Genomic DNA, 23,974 nt, shown 5'->3' on the forward strand with positions numbered 1-23,974 from the left:
GTTTATTAGGCAGGTGGTTGATAAACGCTAATTTGGTACGACTTGAAATTTAAGTAAGTTATAGCGGGTCTACCAGACAAGTTATAAGGTTAGAGTCACGCACTAGAGAATAATGTATTGAAATCTTTCAATGAATTAGTTGGTAAGTTGTCGGATCCGGCAAGTCGGCAAGCGCTAAAATCGATGCAGCGAGGCATTGAGCGTGAAGCGTTAAGAATTGAAAAGTCGGGTCACTTGGCATTGGATAAACATCCTAAAGCACTGGGCTCGGCATTAACGCATTCGCGGATCACTACAGATTATAGTGAATCTCTACTTGAGTTTATTACGCCTGTTTTTGCTGATATCGATGAATTAGTTGAAGATCTCACTCTGACTCATGCTTATAGTGTGCGTCACCTCAACGGCCAACGCTTATGGCCTGTGAGTATGCCTTGTTATCTTGGCGATGGTGCTGATATTCCTATCGCCGATTATGGTAGCTCTAATTCAGGTCAAATGAAGAGTCTGTATCGTAAAGGTCTAACTTATCGATATGGCGCTCAGATGCAGATTATCTCAGGGGTGCACTTTAATTTCTCTGTATCAGATAAGCTTTGGCACAGATTGTATGAGCTTTCAGATAAGTCATTAAGTTTAGATGATTTTATTTCGGATTCCTATTTTGGACTTATCCGTAACTACCGTCGTCTAGTCTGGGTATTACCTTACCTGTTTGGTGCGTCACCAGCGCTGTGCAGCACCTTTATTCAAGACCCAAAGACCAGTAATTTCCCGTTTGAAGTGATTGGCGATGGTACCTTGTTTATGCCTTACGCAACGTCATTGCGTATGAGTGATTTAGGCTATACCAATCAAGAGCAAGATAACTTAAATATTAGTTACAACAGTCTCACCGATTATTTAACGGGCATGCAAGCCGCGATAAATATGCCGTCGGCAAACTTTGCAAAAATTGGCGTTAAAGTTGATGGTGAATACCGTCAGTTGAACGACAATATCTTACAGATAGAAAACGAATTTTACTCTCCAATTCGCGCCAAACGAGTGGCTAAGGGCTCTGAAAAGCCATCTGAGTCGCTAGCACGCGCAGGGGTTGAGTATATTGAAGTTAGAGCGTTAGACGTTAACCCATACAGCGCCGTAGGCATTGAAAAGTCGCAGATCCGCTTCTTAGATCTCTTCCTATTGAACTGTTTACTGCAACCATCGGCACCGTCAGATGCAACTGAAGAGGCTGAAATTGCCGAAAACTTGCAAGCAGTTGTTCTAGAAGGGCGTAAGCCAGGCTTGCTGCTAAAGCGCTCTGGTCAAGAGTTAAGCTTAACTCATTGGCTTGAGTCGTTATTTGGTAATCTAAAGCAGATAGCCCAACTGCTAGACGATGAAGGTCAAGATGACTATCAAGTGGCACTCGCTAAATGGCATAAAGCAGTCGAAAATCCTAATGAAACTCTGTCGGGTAAAATCATGGCAGGGCTAAAGGATGAGCAGGTTGATCATAGTGAGTGGGTGATGGAGCTTGCAGAGCAGTATCATCAGCAGTTAAAAGCTTACCCGCTAACAGAGAATGTAGACAAACGATATCAGCAAGATGCTGTCGAGTCGCTAGAGAAACAGGCGTATCTAGAGTCGCAACCTAGCGTCAGCTTCGATCAGTTTTTAGTCGATTACTTTAAGGTTTAGTTTTGGCGATAAAGGGCTTCAAAAGCGTATTAGGCATAGCTGCATTATTATTGATTGTATCGGGTTGTGCTTCACAATCCGATACCGCTAATCAGTGTGGCATTGTTGCGACTTATATGGAGCCCGACCGTGAGGCCGATACTTATCGAGTGGTAGTGACCCATCTCGATGGAAAACCGGTAATTTCTCAGCCTAACTACCGTTTGAGTGTGGGAGAACATACCTTTACGGTTGCCGAGTTGATTGATGCGCCGAGCTTAATGGTCAAGCTTGCTGCTCGCACGCCTAAACAACTCAAGGTGAATATTGCCTATAACCAGCGCTACCATATAGGCGCTAAACTGAATACCGACAAGGTATACAGAGGCAATGACAGTAATTTTTGGCAGCCTGAAGTGTGGCAACAAGAAGCCCACGATTGCGAATTAATCCCTGAGCTATAGCCACGCTAGTCTATCTTTTCTCTAGTTGATTTATAACACATTTCCCTAAACGCTTAATTGCATCTTTTGCCTATCAATGTGACACTAGCGCTTTGCTTTTACTGTCTATTGGTATTGTTTTTTATGAAATGGCCTGCATTATTTGCGACTGTTATTATGGCTACTCTGTTGACCGGGTGCGCCACTCCTCCACCAAAAGATCCTGAGAACCTCTGCTCTATCTATACCGAAAATCGTTCCTGGTATAGCGCGGCTAAAAATACCCGTGAGAAGTGGGGGGTTCCGGTTCACGTCCCATTGGCCATGATGTACCAAGAAAGCTCCTTTAAACACAATGCTGCGCCTCCTATGGAGTACTTCCTCGGTTTCATTCCTATTGGTCGTGCCAGCGATGCCTATGGTTATGCTCAGGCTAAGACGATGACCTGGGATGATTACGTTAAGGAAACCGGTAACTCTTGGTCGAGTCGTAGCAATTTCGACGATGCCATGGATTTTATGGGCTGGTTTATTTACAAGAGCCACAAGATTAATGGCGTATCTAAGTGGGATGCCCGTAATCAATATCTTAATTATCACGAAGGCTGGGGGGGCTACAAGCGTAAAACCTATAACCAAAAAGCCTGGTTAATTAAGGTGGCAGGTAAGGTGGATTCACGTTCTAAGCGCTATGCGGCTCAATACAGACAGTGTCAGGAAGACCTAGATTCCTCTTGGCTATGGCGACTGTTTTTTGGCTAGATAAATTTTCAATTAGGCCTCTACATCTGTAGGGGCTTTTTGTTTTCAGGCTTTTTAACTCTCCGCTCTAATCGCTAACCAATGTACTGATTTCTACTTCATTTCATATCTATTCAATAATCATATCTTTGTAGAAGTTGTAGCGAAAGGGGGAGCAGTGCTAAGTGTGTTTTTCCTCTTGAATACTTCTCATGATTAGCTAAACATTCAAAATGCCGTCGTTTTCTGCCGGTATATCGGCTTTGCTCAGTCAATAGCTAATTTAAAAGCTAAGTTATTAACGGTTTTTTAATGATGGGAATAGCCCCGTGTTCGTCACAGTCCATAGCGTAACGGGCTTAAGGGGAGAACCTGATTAAACCGTTTAATTAATCATGTGTAATTTTACTGGTTTGTTATACATATGTATGAATAAGTTATTTGCAGTTGAGGCAAACCTTAGGGATAATTGCGCCACAGGCTTGGGGGAAGCCTGTTTACTAAGTGCGCTAAATTTCAGTATAATGCGCGCAAATATAATAATGTACCGCCCTACTCAAGGACTTAAAATGAGCAAACCATTTGTTGCAGTATTAATGGGATCTGATTCAGATCTGCCTACAATGCAAGCCACCCTCGATGTGCTTCGAACTTTCGAAATCAACTTTGAAGCAAAAGTCACTTCAGCGCACCGTACGCCTGCTGCTACGCATGCCTACGTAACTGATGCTGAAGCGCGTGGTTGTAAAGTCTTTATTTGTGCTGCAGGTCTTGCTGCACACTTAGCTGGTGCTGTAGCGGGTATTACTACTCGTCCAGTAATCGGTGTTCCAATTGATTGTGGTCCACTACAAGGCCACGATGCACTTTTATCAACCGTAATGATGCCTGGCGGCGTTCCAGTAGCAACTGTTGCTATCGGTAGTGCTGGCGCTAAAAATGCGGGTTACCTTGCTGCGCAAATGTTAGCTGTAGGTGATGATGCACTTGCTGTAGCCGTTAAAGAAGAGCGTGCTAAGTCTGCTGAAGCTGTTCAAGCTAAAGACGCAGCTCTACAAGCTAAACTAGCTTAATTTAACAGGCACTTAGCCTGTCAATATCAAATGCTGCCTAGATACTTTCTAGGTGGCATTTTTTATGCCTGTTAAACTTGTATAACTAGACAATAGTCTGCCTAGGATGCAGACTCAATAAGCGAAAAAATTAAGCTAAGGAAGATACCGTGGAGCAACCCTTGCCCTCAGATGATAAATCTAGTGAGGTCGATTCTGATCAAGCCTTGATGTTGCAATACGCCGCAGGCAGCACTCGAGCTTTTGAGCTACTTTACAATAAGCACAAAGGTTCGCTATATCGCTATTTCGTTCGGCAAATTTATGATCAACAGTTAGCAGAAGACCTCTATCAGGAAACTTGGAGTCGAGTGATAAAGGCGGCCAGCAGTTATGAAACCAGCGCGAAATTTACCACTTGGCTATATCGTATCGCTCATAACCTCATTATTGACCATGTTAGGGCACTTAAGCCGGTGAATAACTTCAGTGAAGTATTCGAGGCAGAGCAAGACGTTGAGACACAGCTAAGTAACGATGATTTTAACCCTGAAGGGCAAATGTTAGACAATCAAAAAGCAATCTTGCTTAAAGGCTGTGTTGCTAACTTACCTCAAGTGCAGAAAGAGGCGTTTGTGCTAAACGTCGAGATGGGTTTTACCGCTGCGATTATTGCCGATATTGCTGGAGCGACATTAGAAGCAACAAAGAGCCGTATTCGTTATGCCTATAAGGGGCTTAAAGATTGCGTAGACTTAAAATGGCAAGGAGCTGAGCATGACAGATAAAGAGCATGAAGCAGTTGAGGCTGAAATTAAGTCGCTTTATCAACAAATCGATAAAGAGCAGCCTTCGAGTCAGCTAGATGAACAGATCTTAACTATGGCCCGTAGTCGTACAGCTAAGCCTCAGCAGAGCCAGTCTTTTTGGCGTAAATACCGCTGGCCTTTATCTTCAGCCGCCTCCGTTTTCGTGGTGGTAACCCTGTTTGTGATCAACCCTGCTATGAAAAGTGGCGATGTATTAGAGCAAGGTGAGCCAGTGATGATGTCATCTCCGCCTAAGCCACAGATGATGCGCTCTATGGATAGCCCTAACCAAGTGGCAGAACATTTGGATGAGCAGACTCCTCAGACAGTGCAGGGCAATGAGTCTAAGTCTGCAGATCCCGATTTAACTGCACAACTGGATAATATTGAGCAGTTACTTCGAGATAAGGACATTACAGAGGCTAATCGCTTACTAAAATTATTGGCCGAGCAGCAGCCGCAGCTATTGGAGCCGAGCCATCCACTGAATGCAAGGTATATAGCATTGAAAAAGGCGCTGATGTCAGGGCATTAACAAGCCGCACAGATGGCACTGAGTGACGCTAACAATATCTAAGCCCGCATTTGCGGGCTTTTTTTTGGGTTATATTTTACTAAAAGTTTTGCTTAGAGAGTACCACTTAAGGCTCTTTTGATTAGTGCTCTTGGCTATAGCATCTAGCAACCGCTTTTATTAGAGCGATTTAAACCAATCCCAAATACCAAGGGAGGTCCCCTCTAAAATATCGATACCAAGCATAGACTTTAATAGGTAGAGAAGTAGCAATCCAAAAGCGAGTGATATCAAGATAAATGCCAGCACGCTGAGTAAAAACAAGACCAATGAAAGCTGCTTTTCCTTGCGAGTGTAAGCGCGATTGTTACGACCAAGCAGGAATACATAGAAAAAACGCCAACCCAGAAAAGGCAGATAGAAACTACCACGACTATCTATCATATGTTTTTGCCATCTGTTGTTGGTTAATGCTCGCCTTAGGTAGAGTAGCTGAGGTTCTGAAAAACTATCGGCATGGCTCTTAGGCATATTGCTAAGGGCTCGGTTAACACTTGAATCATCTTTAAGAGACGGGCGAAGATAGTCTTTTGGCATTCATTCCTCATGATCATTCATTTTGCGCATGATGGTTAAAAGTTAAGCATAGCAGTTATAGAACTTGGACTATTTTAGTTATTTTGTCTTATGTCGATGAAACACATTTGCTAATAATTATTTGGGACTCTTTTGCTGCTGCTTTGTGAAAAGTTTGCTACCTTGTTGCCTTGAAATTAATTCTTTTAAGAACAATAACAATAGGATTGGTAGCTCAGATGAAACTCCGTCACTCTCTCGCATGCTGCATGCTTGCCTTAGGCACCATTAGTATTTCCCCCTCTTTTGCCGCTGAGTCCACTGTAAAGCCAGGTTACTTTCGTGCGCCAGCTTTGAATCAACAGACTTTAGTCTTTACCGCAGAAGGCGATCTTTGGACCCAATCTTTAGGGGACGCTCAAGCGAAACGCCTGACAAGCCTACCTGCACAAGAATTGGGTGCGACAATCTCCCCCAATGGCAAGTCAGTGGCTTATGTCGCCAACTATGAAGGCTCGACAGAAGTTTACGTTATCCCTATCGCTGGTGGGCAAGCAAAGCGGGTGAGTTTTGAAAATAGCCGGGTTCGGGTTCAAGGCTGGACCGCCGATGGCAAGGTACTTTACTCAACCGACAATGCATTTGGTCCGGCGAACTACTGGGTGCTTAGAACCGTCGAACCCGATACTTTGATAACGGTAGACTTACCGTTAGCCGATGCGATCGAAGGCGCGATAGATGACAAGGGAGAATACCTTTACTTCACTCGATTTGGTCTACAGACCACTGGCGATAACGCCAAGGTTTATCGCGGCGGCGCTAAAGGCGAGCTGTGGAAGTTCAAGTTAGCCAGTAAGCAAGAAGCCACGCCACTGACTCAAACTCATCAAGGTTCTGTTAGGCAGCCAATGCTTTGGCAATCAAGGCTGTATTTTATTAGCGATAGTGACGGCAATGACAACATCTGGTCTATGGCGACCGATGGTAGTGATGCTAAGCAGCATACCCATTACACTGACTGGCAGGTTCGCGGCGCAAGACTAAATCAAGGTCGTATCGTTTTTCAACAGGGAGCTGACATCAAGCTATTTGATATCGCCTCTGGCAAAGAGCAAACCCTTGATATTGAGCTTATCTCCGATTTTGCACAAAAGCGTGAGCATTGGGTTAAAGAGCCGATGAAGTACGCGACTTCGACCACGTTAGCGCCCAAAGGCGACAAGGTGGTGATCACCGCACGTAGCCATGTGGCAATTGCGGGCACCGATGGTCAACGCTTAGTTGAAATTGCACTGCCTAAACACAGCCGAGTTCGCAGTGCGGTAATGAGTCAAGATGGCGCTTGGGTTTACGGTATTAGTGATGCCTCTGGTGAGCAAGAGGTATGGCAGTTTGCCGCCGATGGCAGTGAAGAGTCTAAGCAGCTGACTAAAGACGCTAAAACCTTAAGGCTTAACCTACACCTATCCCCCGATGGTCGCTATCTTGCCCATGATGACTATGACGGCAATGTTTGGATGCTCGATCTTAAAAAGGGGAGTAACAAGAAGATCATCACCCAAGGCGAAGGTCTAGGCCCTTATGCCGATATTGTCTGGTCGGCAGACAGCCGTTTTATTGCTTTAACTAAAGCAGAGATGGGCAAAGCGCGACCACAAATCGTACTGTATTCGCTAAATAAAAATCGTGCAGAGTCTTTGACCAGCGATAAGTATGAGTCCTTTTCGCCAAGCTTTAGTGCCGATGGTGATTGGTTATACTTCCTGTCTAATCGAAAGTTTGTTTCTACCCCGAGCTCACCTTGGGGAGACAGAAACTTAGGCCCTATGTTTGATAAGCGCACCCAAGTTTTTGCTATTGCCCTCAATGACGATGCGCGTTTTGCTTTTCAAAAGCCTAATGAGCTGATGTCTGAACCTCAAAAAGCCGATGACAATGAGGTAGAGACAGAGGTCGAGTGGGGCGGTCTATCTAGTCGTCTATGGCAGGTGCCTATTGCCGCAGGCAATTATGACTCTCTACAGATGGCGAAAGATAAGTTCTATCTACTCGATACGTCGACCAGTGGTAAGTCGACGCTTAAAGTGGTGAAATTCGATGTGCTAAGCCCTAAGGTTGAGACTTTTTCCAAGGATGTTGGCGAGTATCAACTATCTCAAGATGGCGAAAAATTGTTTATCCGTAAGCAGTCTAAGCAGGGTAGCGAAATGCTGATTGTCGATGCGGGTGACAAGTTGCCTAAAGAACTTAACCACGCCAAAGTACAAACCAATCTGTGGCAACTCGCCATCGAACCTGCAGCGGAGTGGCAGCAGATGTTTGAAGATGCCTGGTTGATGCATAGAGACTCTTTCTATGACAAAAATATGCGCGGTCTTGACTGGCAAGCAACTAAGGCTAAGTACCAACCTTTGGTCGATAGGCTCACGGACCGACATGAGTTAAATGATCTCTTTATGCAGATGATGGGCGAGCTAGATTCACTTCATTCGCAGGTGCGTGGTGGCGATGCGCCTAAAGATCCGAGCAAAGCTAAATCGGCAAGCCTAGGGGCGCGACTCGAACAAACCAAGGCTGGCGTCGTTATTGAGCATATCTATCAGGGCGACCCAGAACTACCTGCACAGGCGGCGCCATTAATGCAGATGGGCGTTAACGCAAAGGTGGGAGACCTGATCGTCGCTATTAATGCTAAAAAGCTCAGTAATATTGCCGATGTGACTAAACTTTTGCGCAACCAAGCAGGCAAGCAGGTTTTGCTCACCCTTAAACGCGGCAGTAAAACCCACCAGACCATAGTTAAACCCGTCACGGCGTCTAAAAATGCCAAGCTCAGATATGTTGATTGGGTGCGTCACAATAGTGATGAAGTCAGTGAAAGTAGTGACGCTAAGATAGGTTATCTGCACCTATACGCTATGGGAAGCGGAGATATCGCCAGCTTTGCGCGCGAGTTTTATGCCAATGTCGACAAAGAGGGTTTGATTATCGATGTGCGCCGTAATCGCGGCGGTAATATCGATAGCTGGATCATCGAAAAGTTACTGCGCCGCACCTGGGCATTTTGGGCACCAACTCATGGTACCCCATCGGGTAATATGCAGCAGACCTTTAGGGGCCAGCTGGTGGTGTTGACCGATCAGTTGACCTATTCAGATGGCGAAACTTTCTCGGCAGGGGTAAAGGCGTTAGGGATTGCGCCCTTGATAGGTAAGCAAACCGCGGGTGCAGGTGTCTGGTTGTCTGGCCGTAACTCTTTGACTGACAACGGCATGGCACGGGTTGCTGAGTATCCGCAATATGCTATGGATGGTAGTTGGATTATCGAAGGCCGTGGCGTCAGCCCAGACATTGAAGTGGATAACTTACCCTATGCGACATTTACAGGCCACGATGCGCAGTTAGAAAAAGCGATCAGCTACTTGAAGGGGGCGCTACAGGAGCAACCCGTTCACGAGTTAACGCCCAAGCCAATGCCTACAAAGGGCATGGCTGAAGACGTATATAAGGCGTTTTAATCGTAAGTAACGCCAATCTCCACTTTGTCGAGGTTGGCGTTAAATAGCAGTTTTAGGGCGTTATTAGCTAAGCAGTTCCCAGGTTAATAACGCCTATTTTCTTATAAATTAATTTGATAAAAGTATTGAATGTTAACTGTTTAAGACACTAAACTGATTAAAAACTAGCTGCATTATTTGAGAGTGAACAGGCTTTATGTGCTTGTTCATTTCGGCCAGATGCGAGCTTGTCGGTGACTAAAGGAATGAGTATGACTGAAGAAAAGGGTGTGACTGCGGACGAGGACGTTACAAAAGGTGAGCAGAGTAACGAGCCCGAAAAAGCCGAGAACAACAAGAATACTAAAATTCGCAAAGCCACTAATATCATCTTAATCGTCGTCAGTTTCCTCTTCGTTTTTCATCTTATCGCCGACCGATTTATCCCCTCAACCGATCTCGGTCGCATACGTGGCTATGTGGTTCCTATTGCCCCTCAGGTCTCTGGCGAGATTGTTGATATCTTAGTTGAGCCTAACACCTTAATAAAACAAGGTGATGTACTCGCCAAGATTAATCCACAAGATTATGAAATTGCGCTGCAACAAGCGGAGCAATCACTCAAAAAGGCCGGACAAAATGTCGGTGCTCAAACGGCTAATGTTGCCGCCGCTCAAGCTAAGGTCACCAATGCTCAGGCTAATCTAACCAATGCCCAAGTTCAGTCTAAGCGTATTTTTGCCATGGTTGATAAAGCGGTTATGTCACAAGCTGATGCCGATAATGCCCGCGCCGAGCTGACAAAAGCAGAAGCTGGCGTTGCTAGTGCTAAGGCCGATCTAGCCAAAGCCAAGGAACGTTTAGGCGCCGAAGGCGAGAATAATACTAATGTAAAATCGGCCCTATTGAGTCTAGAAAAAGCCCAGCTGGATCTAACCCGAACTTCTATTACGGCACCGACCAATGGCGTAGCCTCAAACTTTCGATTAAAAGAGGGGATTTACGCCAGTGCAGGCCAGCCAGTCATGACTTTTATCTCGTCGGAAGATGTGTGGATTGAGGCTTACTTTAGAGAAAACAGCTTAGGCAATATGCAGCCAGGTGACAAAGTTGAGTTTGCCCTCGATTATGCCCCAGGAAAGGTCTTTCAAGCGACAGTTGGCAGCATAGATTACGGTATCGACTGGGGACAGAGTGAGCAGACGGGCAAGTTGGCACAAGTGTCAGGCCAAACAGGCTGGTTGCGTCAGGCCCAGCGCTTTCCTGTCACGATCGTATTACCTGCAAAAGAAGCTATGGGCTTAAGGCGCGTGGGTGGGCAGGTTGATGTAATTGTCTACACCAGTGACAGCAGTATCATTAATCTATTTGGTAAATTCTGGATCCGCCTCGTGAGCTGGTTCTCTTATGTCAGATAGTCATCAACACCAGCGCTCATTTGCTTCAGCAAATAGGGGACATGCGACTGAAGAGGCCATTTATACTCGTAGAGTATTGCGTTTCACCCTTGGGATAGGCCTTGCTGTTGCTGTGTCAGCCATTTGGGCCTGGCCGTTGGCCTTTATTGTGCCGGTATTTGTGGCTAAGTTTTTGGTTGATAGGCAAGAGCCCACAATACAGACAGTGTATGAGCTGCTTATCTCGATGATTTGTACCATAGGCTTAGCTTGGTTGGTGAGCTTTGGCCCGACTCATTACCCTATGGTGTTATTGCCATTGCTTGCCATGATGATGCTATGGGGCTATTACCTGTTTAGCGATCCTAAGTGGAATTTCTTTGCCACCATTTTTATTGTGGCGACTCTGCTGCTGCCCTACCTGAGTCTATTGCAGCCCGGTGCAGCGATAATGGTGGGCGTGGGATTGAGCTTTTCAGGCGTAGTTGCAGTCGCTATTTTCGCATTGCTACACGCCTTGCTTCCTGATCTGTCACCGAAGAAAGAGCAGTTAGCCGATGCCCAGCAGAGCCATGATGAGCGAACCCATGAGGCATTTCGTGCGCTAATTATCGCTTTCCCTGTGATCTGTTTTTTCTATTTTCTAGAGATCTCAGGTGCACTGCTGACCATGATCTTTATTGCTATTTTGTCTTTGCAGGCTGCGGGGGCAAAAAGTATCAAGGTGAGCCTGTTTCTATTGGTGACTAATGGGATTGGTGGCGCGTTAGCCGTTGTGTTTTATAACTTACTCACCATAGTGCCCGAGATCCAATTTTATATTGGCATGTCGATGTTAGCTGCCTTGTTCTTTGGCCAAAAAATCTATGCCGACCCGGCAAAAGCCCCTCTCTATGCGGGGATCTTATCTGCATTACTTGTGGTTGTGGGCTCTACAGCATCGTCGACCGATAAAGATGTGACAGTGAATTTTTACCTGAGGATCTTGCAGCTATTTTTAGTGGGTGTTTACATGATTTTTGCCTCTTTCTTTTTAGAGTCCAGAGACTGGAAGTTCTTAAAGAAGCGTAACAGCTTATAAGTCATTGTGGTGTCAGCAAAGGGCAATTAATTAGTTGTGATAAGTAATAGTATGGACACCATATTTACAGCAAGTGCAGTTAGTAGCGCGGCTGTTTATAAACAAGCTTGATTAATTGAGCATGCGCCTCTGAGATAAAGCTTGATAAAGGATTGGTTAAGCAAGATTGTGATATATAACTGAATCAATAACTTGATTCGTATGCTATATGTTCAATGGCGCAGAATCTTAATGAACGGATACGACAAAGAGTGCATCGACCACTCATCATTTATCGATAAGGATGAAACTATGTTTCGACTAAATAAACTTAAGCTTGCAGTAGTGGCTTTACCTGTATTACTAGTTGGTTGTGCGACAGGTGATACCCCAGAAGCTAAGAAGATGCATGCCAGAGAAGAGACACAAGCAGCGCTACAGGAGATCTATACCGAGCATCCAGCGGCTAAGACGGCTGTTTCAAGTTCGGTTGGCTATGTTGTTTGTACTGGTAGTAATAGTTATCTGTTTGCCTTATCGACTGGTGGTGGCATTTGTGTGCTGCATGAAGGCAGCAAGCTTTCTTACTACCGCTTTGCAACCGGTGGTGTTGGCGCGGGTATTGGTTGGAAGCAGATGGCGTTTGTACAGGCGTTTACTCAGCGTGATGCATTGACTCGTTTTAAAGAGTCGGGATATGAGGGCCAAGCTCAGGCTGAAGCGAGCGCCGAATATGAAGGCAGTGGTGAGCAAGCATCGGCAAACCAGTCAGTTGATGTGTCTGGTGTGAAGACCTATCAAGTTAACTTGATGGGCGCGGCAGCTCAGGCAACCGTACAGGGCTACAAGTATTGGCAAACTGACTTTAGCGATGATTTCGTTGAAAACGATGGCTAACACTTAATTTATCAGGCACAAAAAAAGCTAGGTTATCACCTAGCTTTTTTTGTGCCTGATAGAGCCGCTCTAACAGCGCTTATTTGATTTCAAATATTGTCTCAGGGCTTAAGCTATTAGCAATAAAACAATTACTGTGAGACTTTTCATGGATTTTGGCGATAACGTCTTGATCAACTTCGGTAGCAAACTCAACCATTGGGCTCAAGACTATTTTACTGACAAAGATTTTTCCGGCTGCATTCTTACCAAGTTCTGCATAGGCTTTATCTTGATATGAGATTATAGGCAGACGCTTTAGATGCGCAATAGTTAGGAAGGTTAACATATGGCAGGAGCTTAGCGCAGCGAGTAGACTTTCTTCTGGGTTAACATGAACGGCATTGCCGCTATATTCAGGGGCGGATGAGCCCTGGACTTGCTGACCGCTGCCAAATGTGATTTGGTGATCTCGGCAGAAGCTTTGTGGTTCTACAACTGGCTCTGCAGATGTATGCCAACTGAGATTAATATTAAAACTCATACTGATAACTCTTTTAATAGATGAATATACAAATGCTTGCCTATCGACTAGGGAAAAGTATTTAAACTAACCCTTTGAGTCAATAAGTTGCAACTGCAAAAACTACAGGGAGTGTACTCGTAGAAAGGAGATGCTAGTTTGATTTTAATCAACAGGGTGAATTTACGTTGATATGGCCTGAGAACAATAGGATTTTAGAGAAAGAGTAAGTTTGTCCTTACTGTCTTCGAGTGAGTTGCAAAATTTAGTCAGGGTTATACTGATTGGTATTATTTATCATGAGCGTTTTGGCTTGTCTCTACAGTAGGTTTGCATACTTGCTAACTGTAGTTGCTGGGACTTAGCGTTTACCGTCGCCGCTCGAGCATCGTCATTGTTTGATAGATAGTAAGCCGTTATAGGGGAGAGCCCATTGCCGTTTCCTGTGGCAACCCCTGCCATGTCTGCATAAATCTGGTACTGAAGCTTGGCTTTTTTATATTCCACATACCCTTCGACTTTCTCCCCTTGGTTAGGCTGCTTTGGCTGTGCGGGGAGTGTTTGTGGGGGATTGGCGTCTAGAGCTTGCTCGCTAAGAGCTGTAGACTTAGCGCTAAGGGTCACGGTATCGATTTGTACCACGGCGGCACCATTTGATTGAAGAGTTTGCTGGCTGTTAAATGGTGAACTTGAACTTGAACTTTTCTGGACTTGGTTAAGGTTATTTGCCTGTGCCGTGTTGCCTACTTGCTGTGGGCTATGATTTGAAACAAGTGGACTTAAAACAGGCGTATTTAAAGCAGGCGAATTTGAAACAAGCATCATCTTTCCATGTCAGTCTTATTTATAATTATGACCTTAGCGTTTAATAGCTGTACATAAGCTGAACCAGATTTTAAATGCTTCTTTAGAATTGGTATTAGAGCAAAAAATGCCTTTTGCCCTAACTTAAACGTAAGGCAAAAGGCTTATCGATGCTGTGAGCCAGAGAACTAGAACTAGAGAGCCGTGTCCGTTTGTTTTCTGATTAACTCTATGCAGGTTGACGCTATTGTCAGTAGCGTCCAACTATCATCAATTAAACCCAACTAGAATCGAGCTAAATACAGTACTTAATGCCATAGAGTAAGGCAGAAACTTAGCACGATAGCTCAACATTAGAATAACCAACAAGCCTGCAAAAGAAAGCAAACCAAAGAATAGGATGCTGCCGTAAGCGGCACCTAGGTTGGCGATACATCCCCAATAAGTGCCTGCTACCGCAAGCCATCCTGCAATATATAAAACTTTAGCCTGTGTTGGACTCGGAGCCTTGCCAAAAGTGTCTCGATAGTGAGAGAACATAGCTAACGCTAATAAGCCAAATGCGAGGTAGCTAAATCCTAATAGACTTAAGATCACGCTCTATACTCCTTCTTTCGTCGCAGATGAGGTGTTGACTCTCATCCGATTGTTTTCACTGCGTGTATTCACGGTTCTTTTTGGTATGACACCTTGTTTGCTACCAAGTTTCGTTCGCGCAAAAATAAGCGAGAGCCCGAAAAATACGCACATTAAATCAAAGCCCACTAAAGCCCACTGTTTCTGCGCAATGTTAGTTAATAAATCACTATTTGAGGTCAATGCGTTTAAGACTGGAATGGCGATTAAGGCTATTGCCGTCACTGTCATAACAAGGCGCCAGGCGGTGAGCGTACGGTTGATACAGGCTAATAACGCGACACAAGCAAGTGCGATAAAGAAGCTATTAACTTCCCACTGCGCGCGATTAACCAGATCGACAGGTAACAGACGGTTGGCGTAGAAGAAGGCCGCAGTGGCTAAAGGCAAACCTGTGATGAAAGTCAGGTTTAGTCCTTCTACTAGGCGTAAGCCCAAACTGGCTTTCACACCTTGTTTAATCTGCTTTTGTTGTTTCTGGCGAACTTTCACTGCCCAGAGTAATGTTCCCGTTGTAATCATGGCGCAGCCTAAGATGCCACTAATGAAGAATAGTGCGCGCAGCACAGGCTCTGCGAAGCGTCCGGTATGCAAGGCAATTAAGGTATCATGAGTATTATGCGCGCCCGACTCAGGCTCTATGCCTGGGCTGAGCAACTCAGCATTGGTACCGTTAAAGGTAATCGCCGTTCTTCTGTCAGTAACCGCTTCTCCGGTCTCTTTATAGAAATTAACCCGGCTATTTTGATCGCTTGGGTTATTAACAACGACCTGTTTGAGCGGGGCTTGACCCCAGATATCTCTGACCTCGGGTAATAGCGTACTCAAGGATACCGTTTGTGCCTCAATGCCTATAGGGCTAACCTGTACTCTGCTTGGCCTTAACTCCTTACTAAAGGCTTTAAAGTCGCCATCATAGGCCGTAATAACACCCCATGGCATATACATCACCATCAGCGTTACAAGACCTGTGTAAGTGATCATCAGGTGATAAGGCAGGGCAATCACTGAGCTGACATTATGGGCGTCTAACCATGAGCGACTGCCTTTGTTACGTCTAAAGCTGAAAAAATCCTTAAAAATACGCTTATGGATCACTATGCCGCTAATCAGTGCTAAGAGCATAAACATGGTACAAAAGCCGACTATCCAACGAGCGACTTTAGCGGGAATGTAGTGCAGGTCAAAGTGCAAACGATAGAAAAAATGTCCACCTTTCGATTCGCGTACCTCCGTGACCAACTCTTCGGAATCAGTTCTGGCAATATGCTCAATAAACTTACCCCGACGCTGACCCTCTTCAGGCTGTGTTTGCCAGCTGTAGCTCATATAGGGCTTACGGTCGGTAGGGAAGTTAACTCGCCAGTCTCGCGCATCGGGAGCATGTTCTTCTAAATAGCGCTGAGCACGCTCAAGTTCATTGGTTACCTTCGTAGCGTCATACTGCTGGAACACGTTTTTATGCAGCTCTGGCTTGCTCCACAACGTCATCTCATAACGGTAGTAACTGAGTGTGCCAGCAAAAAATACCAGCAATAATATCCAACATACGAGTAAGCCAACCCAAGTGTGCAACCAAGTCATGCTGCGAAAAAAAGTCTCTTTCATTGTTTAACCTATTGCCAGAGTAAGCAGGTAGAAAAGCCCACTAAGTAACACAAGATCGCTTAATGCACGCCAATGGCTCTGTACACTAAAGGCCCATATAGCCGCACAGGCGTAGACTGCGAATGACAACATCATTGCCGTTAGTACGTTGTCTATCGGGGAAAAGGGCAGTGTTAAGGCGAGAACACTCGAAACCGTGGCGGCTAAAAGATAGCCTGCAAAAATAGCAGAAAAGGCGCGGTAGCCAATCTTCACTCTGTCTGAATTCAGAGTTAGATGTAAGTTTGTTTTTGTTGTTTGCACTTCGGCGTACACCTATTTGACGTAAGTTTGAAAAGCACATGAGAAAGTGATGACATTCTACATCAAACGATGTAACTGATAACTGTTTTCATTCGTGTTTACTTTGTCAGCTTGCAAACTTGGGATATAGCTCGCAAATATTTAAGCGTTAAAACGCGCTCCAAGAAACGTTAAACGGACCAAGGTTTGCCTATTGTGACTGCATGGAAATGTGAATGATTTTGCGCGTAAGTGACTGATGCGAGGTAAACATCAAAATAAAATTAAATTTATTTGAGCAAAGAGTGATAAAAATCAAGCCAAAGCAAATTTTTTTGTCTAAATTAGTAGAGGTATAACGAGGTTAGATTGCTGTTTGCTAATACTCAGTATCCTTACGAATGCCACCATTAGCTTATGTTTTAACCATAGTTATTCGGTCGCTTGATTAAAATTATCAATATAACAAAATGTGTACTTCCCCTATATAGACTGGGCTGCAGCGAATTATTAGGATAATTTCTTCAAGAATTTGTATAAATTATTTTTAATAAAGCTTGTAATTTAAAGCGAAAGCCTCAAATGTATTAGGTAGAAGTCATTGTAAAAAGGAAAACCTATGAAAATAAATCTTTCTGGTCACCACGTTGAAATTACAGACGTAGTAAGACAGCATGTCCAAGAGAAGTTTTCGAAGATAGAGAGTCATTTTCCAACCCTGATCGCCCTAGATATTATCGTTTCGAAAGAGCACGGCCAGTTCCAGGTTGAAATTAGAACCAATTATGAGGGAAGTCGAATTTCGGCGTCTGGTAATGATCCCGTTATGTATCCCGCGATTACCAACGCAGCTAAAAAACTCGATGCGGCACTAAAGCATCGTAAAGGTCAACTAAAGGCCGATCTGCATTCTAAGCCTGTTGTGACGACACCTGAGATTGCACATGAGAAAGTTCAAGAGATGAACTTAGTCTAATCTCCAAGATCGATTCTTGTCATTAGACAATAGATAATAAGCCCCCGCTACCTAACGGTGACGGGGGCTTTTTTTGACCGTTTTCTATTGGATATTGTTCCTGGTTAATCGCTTTCAGCTTTAGAAAATTCAGTATGATTTTCCTTAGGAGGTGGCGTCCAGCTGCGCTCCACTTTTGAAAAGCTGCGATAACGCTCGTCTTTCATCGCTTCGCTTAGAGTTTCTTCAAGCTGGATAAACATATCGCGATAATGTACTAGGTATTTATCGTCTTCGGTGAACTGTTTCCAAGCCTCATACAGAGTGTCTTTATGAGTCGTTTCGGTCTCATAGAAAGTTGCACGCTGTTGCTCGGCCTTAAACGGGTGTACGCCAAGTTTTATCAGTGCATGCTTACCTAAATTGAGCGCCGAATGGAAGGTCTCGCTTACCATAAAGTCAGCCCCCGCATTACGAAGACGATACAGGTGCCTTCGATCAAAGGCGCGAGCCATCACGATCACATGGGGATGGGTATGCTTGATATATTCGACTAAACCTACGGCTCGTTCAGGATCATCTATGGCAATGACAAGCATCTTAGCCTGCTCGATACCTGCAGTATGGAGTAAGTCGGGCTGAGTGGCATCGCCGTAATAGCTTTTTGTATTGATTTTCCTTAAGTTTTCGATTTGCTGAACTTCATGATCCAGTACGACTGTTTTAACACCATTGGTCACCAGCAGGCGATTAACTATCTGCCCAAAGCGGCCGACTCCGGCAATAATCACAGTGCCTGTCTCGTCGATATCATCAGGCTCTCGTGTATTTTCTGTTTTTTCATAGCGGGGTAAAATGACTTTATCAAACAGAATGAATAGGCCTGGTGTGAGGAACATGGATATGGCAACCACTAGTGACAGTAACTGAGCAAGCTCGGTAGGGATCACATGGTTTTGCACTGTGTAACTCAGTAGCACGAAACCAAACTCACCCGCTTGCGCTAGGCTCAAGGCAAATAGCCAACGGTCACTGCCCCTGATCTTAAAAATAAAGGCCAGTACCAGTAATACAGCGGCCTTAATCAGAATGACCCCAAGGGTCATTGCCATCACTGGGCCGATATTACTGAGCAGCACATCGAAGTTGATGCCTGCGCCCACGGTAATAAAAAATAACCCGAGTAATAGCCCCTTGAAAGGCTCGATATTGGACTCAAGCTCGTGTCTAAACTCACTGTTTGCCAATACAACGCCCGCAAGGAAGGTGCCTAGTGCGGGAGATAGCCCTACGAGGCTCATGAGTGCAGCAATACCAATAACCAGCATAAGCGCGGTGGCAGTAAAGATCTCCCTAAGTCCTGAGCTGGCGACATAGCGAAATAGCGGACGACTCAAATAATGACCGCCAATCACGACGCTAGCGATGGCCATCAAGACGACCACTCCGTAAGCCCAGCCCGGCAGACCTGCGACGAGCGAAAGCTCCTCATGGTGCTCTGCAGCACTTTGGGTGACAGACTGAGCTTTTTCGACGAGTTCAGGCAAGGCCAAGAGCGGGATAAACGCCAGCATAGGGATCACGGCGATATCTTGAAATAACAGCACCGAAAAGGCATTCTTTCCGCCTTCGGTTTTGGTTAGACTCTTCTCATTGAAGGTCTGCAGTACGATAGCGGTCGATGACAGCGAGAAAATCATTCCCACCGTGAGGGCGATACTCCAGCCATAGCCGAAACTCAGGGCGATACCCATCACCACTAAGGTAGAGAGTCCTACTTGAAGTCCACCTAAACCAATAAGTTTATTGCGCATATTCCAGAGCATCTTGGGCTCAAGTTCGAGACCTACTAGGAATAGCATCATCACCACGCCAAATTCGGCAAAGTGCTGCAGTGTGTTGGTTTCGGCACCGACCAGACCAATAATAGGCCCTATTACTACCCCTGCCATTAAATAGCCCAGCACTGAGCCTAGGCCGAGCCGCTTAGCAATAGGCACGGCGATGACGGCGGCGCATAAATAGATAAAAGCTTGAATAAAATAAGCAGTCATAATTAGTGCTCCCGGATCAATTGGTCGAGGTGACCATTGAGTTTTTCAAGGGATTGAGCCTGTTCGATATCGAATCTGTCCTCACTAAGTGCCTTGAGTGTTCGAACCCACTTTTGCACATGGGTATCGACTCGGTTTTCCTCTGAGGCGCTGCGAGCGCAGAACAGGGCAAAAGGCGCTAAGAACTTCATACCGGTTAAGTTGGCCATCTGCTCAAGGGGGCGAAGTAGCTCTCTTAGGGTAAAGTGATTGTAGCCATCTTCATTGTAGGCGGCTTCACTGCCCCCTGCGCTAAGTGCACACAAAAAGGTTTTGCCACATAGGGTTTTACCTTTAGTACCGTAGGCAAAGTTGTACTCTAAGACCAGATCTTGCCACTCTTTTAAAATGGCTGGAGTGGAGTACCAGTACAGCGGAAACATAAAGACCACTATGTCGTGGTCTCTGAGTCTTTGTTGTTCTTTATCGATATTGATCCTGAAAGTGGGGTATTCACCATAGAGATCAATGGCAGTCACGTTCGGCTGTAATTGGGTCGCTTTAAACAGGGGAGTGTTGATTTCAGATCGTTCTTGGGAGGGATGTGCATACAATACGAGGATTTTTTTTGCCGCGAGTGCCATTTTTTATCCAGTCAGTTGACATAACAGATTGTTATTTAATCTAGCATAGACAGCAAGATGCGCTAAGTTTTTTTGAGATTTGAAGGCTTGCTCTTCCATCACAACGAAGACCAATATCAGCTAAGTAAAATGGGTCCACCTTATCTTTGATAGCGCGACGGCTTGCACTTGGTATGATTAAAGGTGTGTTGTATGGTGAGGTATCTACTCATTAAGATATAGCGTTAAAACAGGCAGATAGCTACATTGGTCACAGAAGCTATAATCTAAACCAATAGTGATTGTTATCACGAATAGGCGCAGATACACTGACGATCAAATTAAAAGCTGTATTTTAAATGCGTGTTTGTGGGGTGGACTATGTTGAATATTGACGATCCAAAAGCGACTGAAAAGATTCCGGCCATTTTTCGCTTGGGATTTAGACCTTTTTTCTTAGGTGGTGCGGCGGTCGCAATGCTATTCGTGCCTCTATGGCTACTCACCTGGTTTTATCCGCAATACAGCCTGTTCCAAACCGACTTCTGGGTGAAGGTCGTGCCGTTGTGGTGGCATCCTCATGAGATGTTATTTGGTTTTGCATTGGCGATAGTGTGTGGGTTCTTGCTGACTTCGGTACAGACATGGACTAATCAGCCCGGAATGAAAGGTTGGGCCTTGGCACTGACTTTCTCTTGCTGGCTATTAGCAAGACTGACCCTACTGTTACCTGTTTCTATTCCTCTGTGGCTACCAGCATTGCTCGACTCTTTGTTTTTAACCTTCACCGCCATCAAGCTTTGGCGCTGCATTTATAAGGTGAAACAGTGGCATAACATCGGCTTTCCTATCATGTTGTTTGTGGCGATGCTGATTAATCTCTTAAGCTATTACGCCCTAAGTGAGAGAGATTTCTCTCTGAGCCAGAATATTTGGCAAGCTATGTTGTGGTGGTTAGGTCTGCTTATCACCATAGTCGGTGGACGTGTGATTCCCTTCTTTACTGCTATGCGTATAAAGGAAACCAAAGCTGAGCCTATCGCACTGCTCGATAGAAGCTTAATCGTTATTATGGTGGCGTTAGTTGTGCAGGCCATTACGCAGTTTATGCCAAAAGAGCTAGAGCAAGTATTACTCTACCTTGCTGGTGGATTACATTTAGTGCGCTGGTCACGTTGGAAGCCGTTGAAGACACTCAAAGAGCCGATGCTCTGGTCGCTGCATATCTCATATGTGCTATTACCTATTACATTATTAGCCATGGCTTGGAGCATAGATGACACCATGGCCTATCGCCACCTGTTGCATCTATTTGCAATCGGCTCGCTCGCAGGGATCTGTCTATCCATGATCTCCAGAGTTTCCCTAGGCCACACCAGCCGCAATATCTACGAAGGGCCTAATATGGCGCTAGCCTTTGCTTGTTTGCCTATAGCGGCAATCCTGCGTGCTGTGATGCCGATAGTTGCACCAGGTCAATATCAGCTTTGGTTATGGCTAGCGGGAGGACTTTGGTCGTTAGCCTTTGCAATGTTCGTATTTAATTATGCCTCGATACTGTCTAAACCGCGTATCGATGGCCGACCAGGATAGTTTTCATCCTTAATATGAAGACAGATAGAAAATAGAAAAAAAACAGTTAGATAAATGCTAAATAAAAAGATGATAAGGTTGATAAAAAACAGATGACAGTCATAAATCTGATGAAAGTTGCTGGTGCGTTCTCTCTAGCTTTGCTGATGCCGATTACGGCTGTACAGGCAGAAGAAAACGCCAATGCACAGACAGCGGCAGCAAAAGAGCAGCAGCTTAGAGATAAATCGCTGCGTGAAAAGTTTCCAGTGCAGTATCAAAGCTGGCAGGAGACCTCTGAGCAGAGCGTGCGTGAAGATATGCTGGCCAGCTATCCTGCGGCGATTATTTTGTGGGCGGGTTCGTCATTTGCCAAAGAGTACAATAGCCCTCGCGGCCATCACTTCGCGGTGGCAGATGTGACTCACACGCTGCGTACTGGGGTGCCGCCAGCGGCAGGAGATAAGGGCTTGTCTGGTAGCTGCTGGACCTGTAAAACCCCCGATGCGCCAAGACTGATGAAAGAGTTAGGTGTTGAAGGTTTTTCTGCCAAAAACTTTACCGATGTTGGCACTGAAGTTAATAGTGTGGTCTATTGCACCGATTGTCACGTTGACGGCAAGGCCGAGCTGGCTCTGCCACGGCCGCATGCCCAAGATGCGATGGCAAAAGTGCACCTGCCTTTCGATAAGCAAGATGCCAATATGCAAGGAGCACAGGTTTGTGGTCAGTGTCATGTGACTTACTATTTCCAACCCGAGCGCAGTGACAAGGTCAATATACCGTGGATCTTCGGTAACAATGTTGACGATATAGAGAAGTATTACGATACCCGTCGCTTCTATGAGTGGATCCATCCTATTTCGAAAACACCCATCTTAAAGGCGCGACACCCTGAGTTTGAGCACTGGGTGAGAAGTGAGCACGCCGAGGCTGGGGTAACCTGTATTACCTGCCATATGCCGGAAGAAACAGATAAGCAAGGCAATAGCTTTACCAGCCATAAAGTGAGTAAAGCACTGGATCATTTCGATTCGGTTTGCCAAAACTGTCACAAGAGCGAAAAAACCATTATCAAGTCCCTTGAAAACAGCAAAGCTAAAATTGATGCTAAAGCGCGAGAAGTGGAAGGACTGCTAGTTAAAGCACACTACGAGGCGCAAGCAGCGTGGGAGGCGGGCGCAACATGGCCGTTGATGAACGATGCCATTATGGCTATTCGTCATTCACAGTGGCGCTGGGATTTTGCCATGGCGTCCCATGGCCTGTACGCCCATAACCCCAAAGAAGGCAATGCGCTTTTAGATATGTCGATCAGACAGGTTAATTATGCCCGTGAGTCATTAGCCGAGATCTTGAAGAAGTTTGCTGTTAGCAAAGTGGACTATCCCGACATTAGCAGCAAAGAGTCGGCTCAAGCTGCTGTTGGCATTAAGCTTGATAAATTGACCCAAGAAAAGCAGGAATTTATTAAGCAAGAGGTTGATAAAAATTGGTCTGAGGTGACTCGCTACGGTTACTAATCGTCTTGCAGCATGACTTAAGTTAGCGGCTTAAGTTAGCGGCTTAAGTTAGTGGCTTAAGTTAAAGGCTCTAAGGTCCTCCTTTGAGCTTTTTTCTTTATTGTTGGTCTGGGTGACAGAGTTAATACAAGCTGATAATCTATTTTGAGTGGATATAATTCGCTCGATATCTTTTTGATGTTAAGTCATCAGGTATTAGATATTAGGTATTAGGTATAGGTTTGAAATTGTCGACTTATCGCTAGCAGACAACAGGGACTGACCATGTGTAATAGGGTGATTTGGTTATTAACGCTATCTTTTGTAAGTTTGTTTTTTTCAACCTTTAGCTTCGCCTTAGATAGTTTGAGTGAAACCCAGCTGAAGCAGAAAGGGCTAGAGTTTGTTGCAGCGAAAAATGCCAGGCAGAGGCTTGATAGTGGGGTCGATGATATCGACCATTACCTTAGCTTGTTATCAGCTAATTTTATCGATGAGTATGTCCACTACAAGGTGACATTTTCTGCCGATAAAGCCAAATTACGCGCTCGTTTGCTAGAGAAAATGAAACATCAAACCTTGGAAAATCAAGTGCAGATCCAGCAGATGATAGTCGGGCCTAACGTAGTCGTAATAAAGCTGGTAGAAAAAGGCAGAATTACACCCACAGGTCAGAGTCTACCGCTGGATATCGATCGTCTCAGTGTAATTAGCTTAGAGTTTGATAAGCATGGGCTTATTAATCATATCCGTCGTCATGGCGAGTCGCTATGAGCCTGACTTTTTGTACTAGCCCTGTTCTCATG

At 45.1% G+C, this 23,974-nt stretch carries 22 protein-coding genes; 14 read left to right on the forward strand and 8 right to left on the reverse strand.

What is annotated here, in order from left to right; translation table 11 throughout:
• Nucleotides 1–117 precede the first annotated feature (117 nt).
• The 6 genes from gshA (at nucleotide 118) to SPEA_RS06380 (ending at nucleotide 5,245) form a co-directional block, all read left to right on the forward strand.
• Nucleotides 118–1,686 carry a glutamate--cysteine ligase gene (gene gshA / locus SPEA_RS06355; protein ID WP_012154461.1) on the forward strand — a complete coding sequence of 523 codons (1,569 nt, stop codon included), beginning with the start codon at nucleotides 118–120 and terminating at the stop codon, nucleotides 1,684–1,686.
• A 2-nt stretch (nucleotides 1,687–1,688) separates the two neighbouring features.
• A complete protein-coding gene (locus tag SPEA_RS06360; RefSeq protein ID WP_012154462.1) occupies nucleotides 1,689–2,129 on the forward strand; it encodes a hypothetical protein in 441 nt (146 codons plus the stop codon).
• 123 nt (nucleotides 2,130–2,252) lie between these two features.
• Nucleotides 2,253–2,870 (forward strand): transglycosylase SLT domain-containing protein, encoded by a 618-nt coding sequence (locus tag SPEA_RS06365; protein ID WP_012154463.1) that lies wholly within the window; start codon nucleotides 2,253–2,255, stop codon nucleotides 2,868–2,870.
• Between the two features lie 548 nt (nucleotides 2,871–3,418).
• Complete coding sequence (purE, locus tag SPEA_RS06370; RefSeq protein ID WP_012154464.1) at nucleotides 3,419–3,922, forward strand: 5-(carboxyamino)imidazole ribonucleotide mutase; 504 nt, start codon at nucleotides 3,419–3,421, stop codon at nucleotides 3,920–3,922.
• A gap of 209 nt (nucleotides 3,923–4,131) precedes the next feature.
• Nucleotides 4,132–4,689 carry a sigma-70 family RNA polymerase sigma factor gene (locus SPEA_RS06375; protein ID WP_049767993.1) on the forward strand — a complete coding sequence of 186 codons (558 nt, stop codon included), beginning with the start codon at nucleotides 4,132–4,134 and terminating at the stop codon, nucleotides 4,687–4,689.
• Nucleotides 4,679–5,245: a hypothetical protein gene (locus SPEA_RS06380; protein ID WP_012154466.1), complete on the forward strand. Its 567-nt coding sequence runs from the start codon at nucleotides 4,679–4,681 to the stop codon at nucleotides 5,243–5,245. The genes SPEA_RS06375 and SPEA_RS06380 overlap by 11 nt, the downstream gene beginning before the upstream one ends.
• Nucleotides 5,246–5,404: 159 nt before the next feature.
• Here the strand turns inward: SPEA_RS06380 and SPEA_RS06385 are convergent, their stop codons facing one another.
• A complete protein-coding gene (locus tag SPEA_RS06385) occupies nucleotides 5,405–5,821 on the reverse strand; it encodes a hypothetical protein (RefSeq protein ID WP_012154467.1) in 417 nt (138 codons plus the stop codon).
• A gap of 218 nt (nucleotides 5,822–6,039) precedes the next feature.
• On the opposite strand from SPEA_RS06385, the gene SPEA_RS06390 reads away from it, so the two are divergent.
• The 4 genes from SPEA_RS06390 to SPEA_RS06405 all read left to right on the forward strand — a co-directional run bounded on the left by SPEA_RS06390 (nucleotide 6,040) and on the right by SPEA_RS06405 (nucleotide 12,651).
• Nucleotides 6,040–9,318 carry a S41 family peptidase gene (locus SPEA_RS06390; RefSeq protein ID WP_012154468.1) on the forward strand — a complete coding sequence of 1,093 codons (3,279 nt, stop codon included), beginning with the start codon at nucleotides 6,040–6,042 and terminating at the stop codon, nucleotides 9,316–9,318.
• Between the two features lie 251 nt (nucleotides 9,319–9,569).
• Nucleotides 9,570–10,715, forward strand: coding sequence for an HlyD family secretion protein (locus SPEA_RS06395; RefSeq protein ID WP_041410865.1), 1,146 nt, complete (start codon nucleotides 9,570–9,572; stop codon nucleotides 10,713–10,715).
• Nucleotides 10,705–11,775: a DUF2955 domain-containing protein gene (locus tag SPEA_RS06400; protein WP_012154470.1), complete on the forward strand. Its 1,071-nt coding sequence runs from the start codon at nucleotides 10,705–10,707 to the stop codon at nucleotides 11,773–11,775. The genes SPEA_RS06395 and SPEA_RS06400 overlap by 11 nt, the downstream gene beginning before the upstream one ends.
• Before the next feature lie 291 nt (nucleotides 11,776–12,066).
• Nucleotides 12,067–12,651 (forward strand): lipid-binding SYLF domain-containing protein, encoded by a 585-nt coding sequence (locus SPEA_RS06405; RefSeq protein WP_012154471.1) that lies wholly within the window; start codon nucleotides 12,067–12,069, stop codon nucleotides 12,649–12,651.
• Between the two features lie 79 nt (nucleotides 12,652–12,730).
• Here SPEA_RS06405 and SPEA_RS06410 read toward each other — a convergent pair whose 3' ends face one another.
• From SPEA_RS06410 to SPEA_RS06430, 5 genes are all read right to left on the reverse strand, one after another.
• A complete protein-coding gene (locus SPEA_RS06410; RefSeq protein WP_012154472.1) occupies nucleotides 12,731–13,174 on the reverse strand; it encodes an OsmC family protein in 444 nt (147 codons plus the stop codon).
• 276 nt (nucleotides 13,175–13,450) lie between these two features.
• On the reverse strand, nucleotides 13,451–13,978 hold the full coding sequence (locus tag SPEA_RS06415; protein WP_012154473.1) for a hypothetical protein: 528 nt from the start codon (nucleotides 13,976–13,978) through the stop codon (nucleotides 13,451–13,453).
• 249 nt (nucleotides 13,979–14,227) lie between these two features.
• Nucleotides 14,228–14,554, reverse strand: a complete 327-nt coding sequence (locus SPEA_RS06420; protein ID WP_012154474.1) for a DUF3325 domain-containing protein — start codon at nucleotides 14,552–14,554, stop codon at nucleotides 14,228–14,230.
• A 3-nt stretch (nucleotides 14,555–14,557) separates the two neighbouring features.
• Nucleotides 14,558–16,201 (reverse strand): PepSY-associated TM helix domain-containing protein, encoded by a 1,644-nt coding sequence (locus tag SPEA_RS06425; RefSeq protein ID WP_012154475.1) that lies wholly within the window; start codon nucleotides 16,199–16,201, stop codon nucleotides 14,558–14,560.
• Between the two features lie 3 nt (nucleotides 16,202–16,204).
• On the reverse strand, nucleotides 16,205–16,504 hold the full coding sequence (locus SPEA_RS06430) for a hypothetical protein (RefSeq protein ID WP_041410866.1): 300 nt from the start codon (nucleotides 16,502–16,504) through the stop codon (nucleotides 16,205–16,207).
• A gap of 598 nt (nucleotides 16,505–17,102) precedes the next feature.
• Here SPEA_RS06430 and hpf point away from each other — a divergent pair.
• A complete protein-coding gene (hpf, locus tag SPEA_RS06435; protein ID WP_012154477.1) occupies nucleotides 17,103–17,459 on the forward strand; it encodes a ribosome hibernation-promoting factor, HPF/YfiA family in 357 nt (118 codons plus the stop codon).
• A 104-nt stretch (nucleotides 17,460–17,563) separates the two neighbouring features.
• Here the strand turns inward: hpf and SPEA_RS06440 are convergent, their stop codons facing one another.
• Together SPEA_RS06440 and SPEA_RS06445 are read right to left on the reverse strand one after the other, a co-directional pair.
• Nucleotides 17,564–19,492 carry a monovalent cation:proton antiporter-2 (CPA2) family protein gene (locus SPEA_RS06440; protein ID WP_012154478.1) on the reverse strand — a complete coding sequence of 643 codons (1,929 nt, stop codon included), beginning with the start codon at nucleotides 19,490–19,492 and terminating at the stop codon, nucleotides 17,564–17,566.
• Nucleotides 19,493–19,494: 2 nt separating this feature from the next.
• Entirely contained in the window at nucleotides 19,495–20,115 is a 621-nt protein-coding gene (locus tag SPEA_RS06445; RefSeq protein ID WP_012154479.1) for an NAD(P)H-dependent oxidoreductase, read from the reverse strand.
• A gap of 360 nt (nucleotides 20,116–20,475) precedes the next feature.
• Between SPEA_RS06445 and SPEA_RS06450 the strand changes: the two genes are divergently transcribed.
• From SPEA_RS06450 to SPEA_RS06460, 3 genes are all read left to right on the forward strand, one after another.
• Entirely contained in the window at nucleotides 20,476–21,687 is a 1,212-nt protein-coding gene (locus tag SPEA_RS06450) for an NnrS family protein (protein WP_012154480.1), read from the forward strand.
• 92 nt (nucleotides 21,688–21,779) lie between these two features.
• Nucleotides 21,780–23,189, forward strand: a complete 1,410-nt coding sequence (locus SPEA_RS06455) for an ammonia-forming cytochrome c nitrite reductase subunit c552 (RefSeq protein ID WP_012154481.1) — start codon at nucleotides 21,780–21,782, stop codon at nucleotides 23,187–23,189.
• A gap of 264 nt (nucleotides 23,190–23,453) precedes the next feature.
• A complete protein-coding gene (locus tag SPEA_RS06460) occupies nucleotides 23,454–23,942 on the forward strand; it encodes a nuclear transport factor 2-like protein (protein ID WP_012154482.1) in 489 nt (162 codons plus the stop codon).
• Nucleotides 23,943–23,974: the final 32 nt, after the last annotated feature.

It is taken from the genome of Shewanella pealeana ATCC 700345 (genome assembly GCF_000018285.1).
Classification (GTDB): domain Bacteria; phylum Pseudomonadota; class Gammaproteobacteria; order Enterobacterales; family Shewanellaceae; genus Shewanella; species Shewanella pealeana.

Bases quoted from the DNA above. Each gene is read 5' to 3' on its own strand.
- SPEA_RS06365 (WP_012154463.1), top strand. From the start codon at position 2,253: ATGAAATGGCCTGCATTATTTGCGACTGTTATTATGGCTACTCTGTTG.
- purE (WP_012154464.1), top strand. From the start codon at position 3,419: ATGAGCAAACCATTTGTTGCAGTATTAATGGGATCTGATTCAGATCTG.
- SPEA_RS06375 (WP_049767993.1), top strand. From the start codon at position 4,132: ATGTTGCAATACGCCGCAGGCAGCACTCGAGCTTTTGAGCTACTTTAC.
- SPEA_RS06380 (WP_012154466.1), top strand. From the start codon at position 4,679: ATGACAGATAAAGAGCATGAAGCAGTTGAGGCTGAAATTAAGTCGCTT.
- SPEA_RS06385 (WP_012154467.1), bottom strand. From the start codon at position 5,821: ATGCCAAAAGACTATCTTCGCCCGTCTCTTAAAGATGATTCAAGTGTT.
- SPEA_RS06390 (WP_012154468.1), top strand. From the start codon at position 6,040: ATGAAACTCCGTCACTCTCTCGCATGCTGCATGCTTGCCTTAGGCACC.
- SPEA_RS06395 (WP_041410865.1), top strand. From the start codon at position 9,570: ATGACTGAAGAAAAGGGTGTGACTGCGGACGAGGACGTTACAAAAGGT.
- SPEA_RS06400 (WP_012154470.1), top strand. From the start codon at position 10,705: ATGTCAGATAGTCATCAACACCAGCGCTCATTTGCTTCAGCAAATAGG.
- SPEA_RS06405 (WP_012154471.1), top strand. From the start codon at position 12,067: ATGTTTCGACTAAATAAACTTAAGCTTGCAGTAGTGGCTTTACCTGTA.
- SPEA_RS06410 (WP_012154472.1), bottom strand. From the start codon at position 13,174: ATGAGTTTTAATATTAATCTCAGTTGGCATACATCTGCAGAGCCAGTT.
- SPEA_RS06415 (WP_012154473.1), bottom strand. From the start codon at position 13,978: ATGATGCTTGTTTCAAATTCGCCTGCTTTAAATACGCCTGTTTTAAGT.
- SPEA_RS06425 (WP_012154475.1), bottom strand. From the start codon at position 16,201: ATGAAAGAGACTTTTTTTCGCAGCATGACTTGGTTGCACACTTGGGTT.
- hpf (WP_012154477.1), top strand. From the start codon at position 17,103: ATGAAAATAAATCTTTCTGGTCACCACGTTGAAATTACAGACGTAGTA.
- SPEA_RS06440 (WP_012154478.1), bottom strand. From the start codon at position 19,492: ATGACTGCTTATTTTATTCAAGCTTTTATCTATTTATGCGCCGCCGTC.
- SPEA_RS06445 (WP_012154479.1), bottom strand. From the start codon at position 20,115: ATGGCACTCGCGGCAAAAAAAATCCTCGTATTGTATGCACATCCCTCC.
- SPEA_RS06450 (WP_012154480.1), top strand. From the start codon at position 20,476: ATGTTGAATATTGACGATCCAAAAGCGACTGAAAAGATTCCGGCCATT.
- SPEA_RS06455 (WP_012154481.1), top strand. From the start codon at position 21,780: ATGACAGTCATAAATCTGATGAAAGTTGCTGGTGCGTTCTCTCTAGCT.
- SPEA_RS06460 (WP_012154482.1), top strand. From the start codon at position 23,454: ATGTGTAATAGGGTGATTTGGTTATTAACGCTATCTTTTGTAAGTTTG.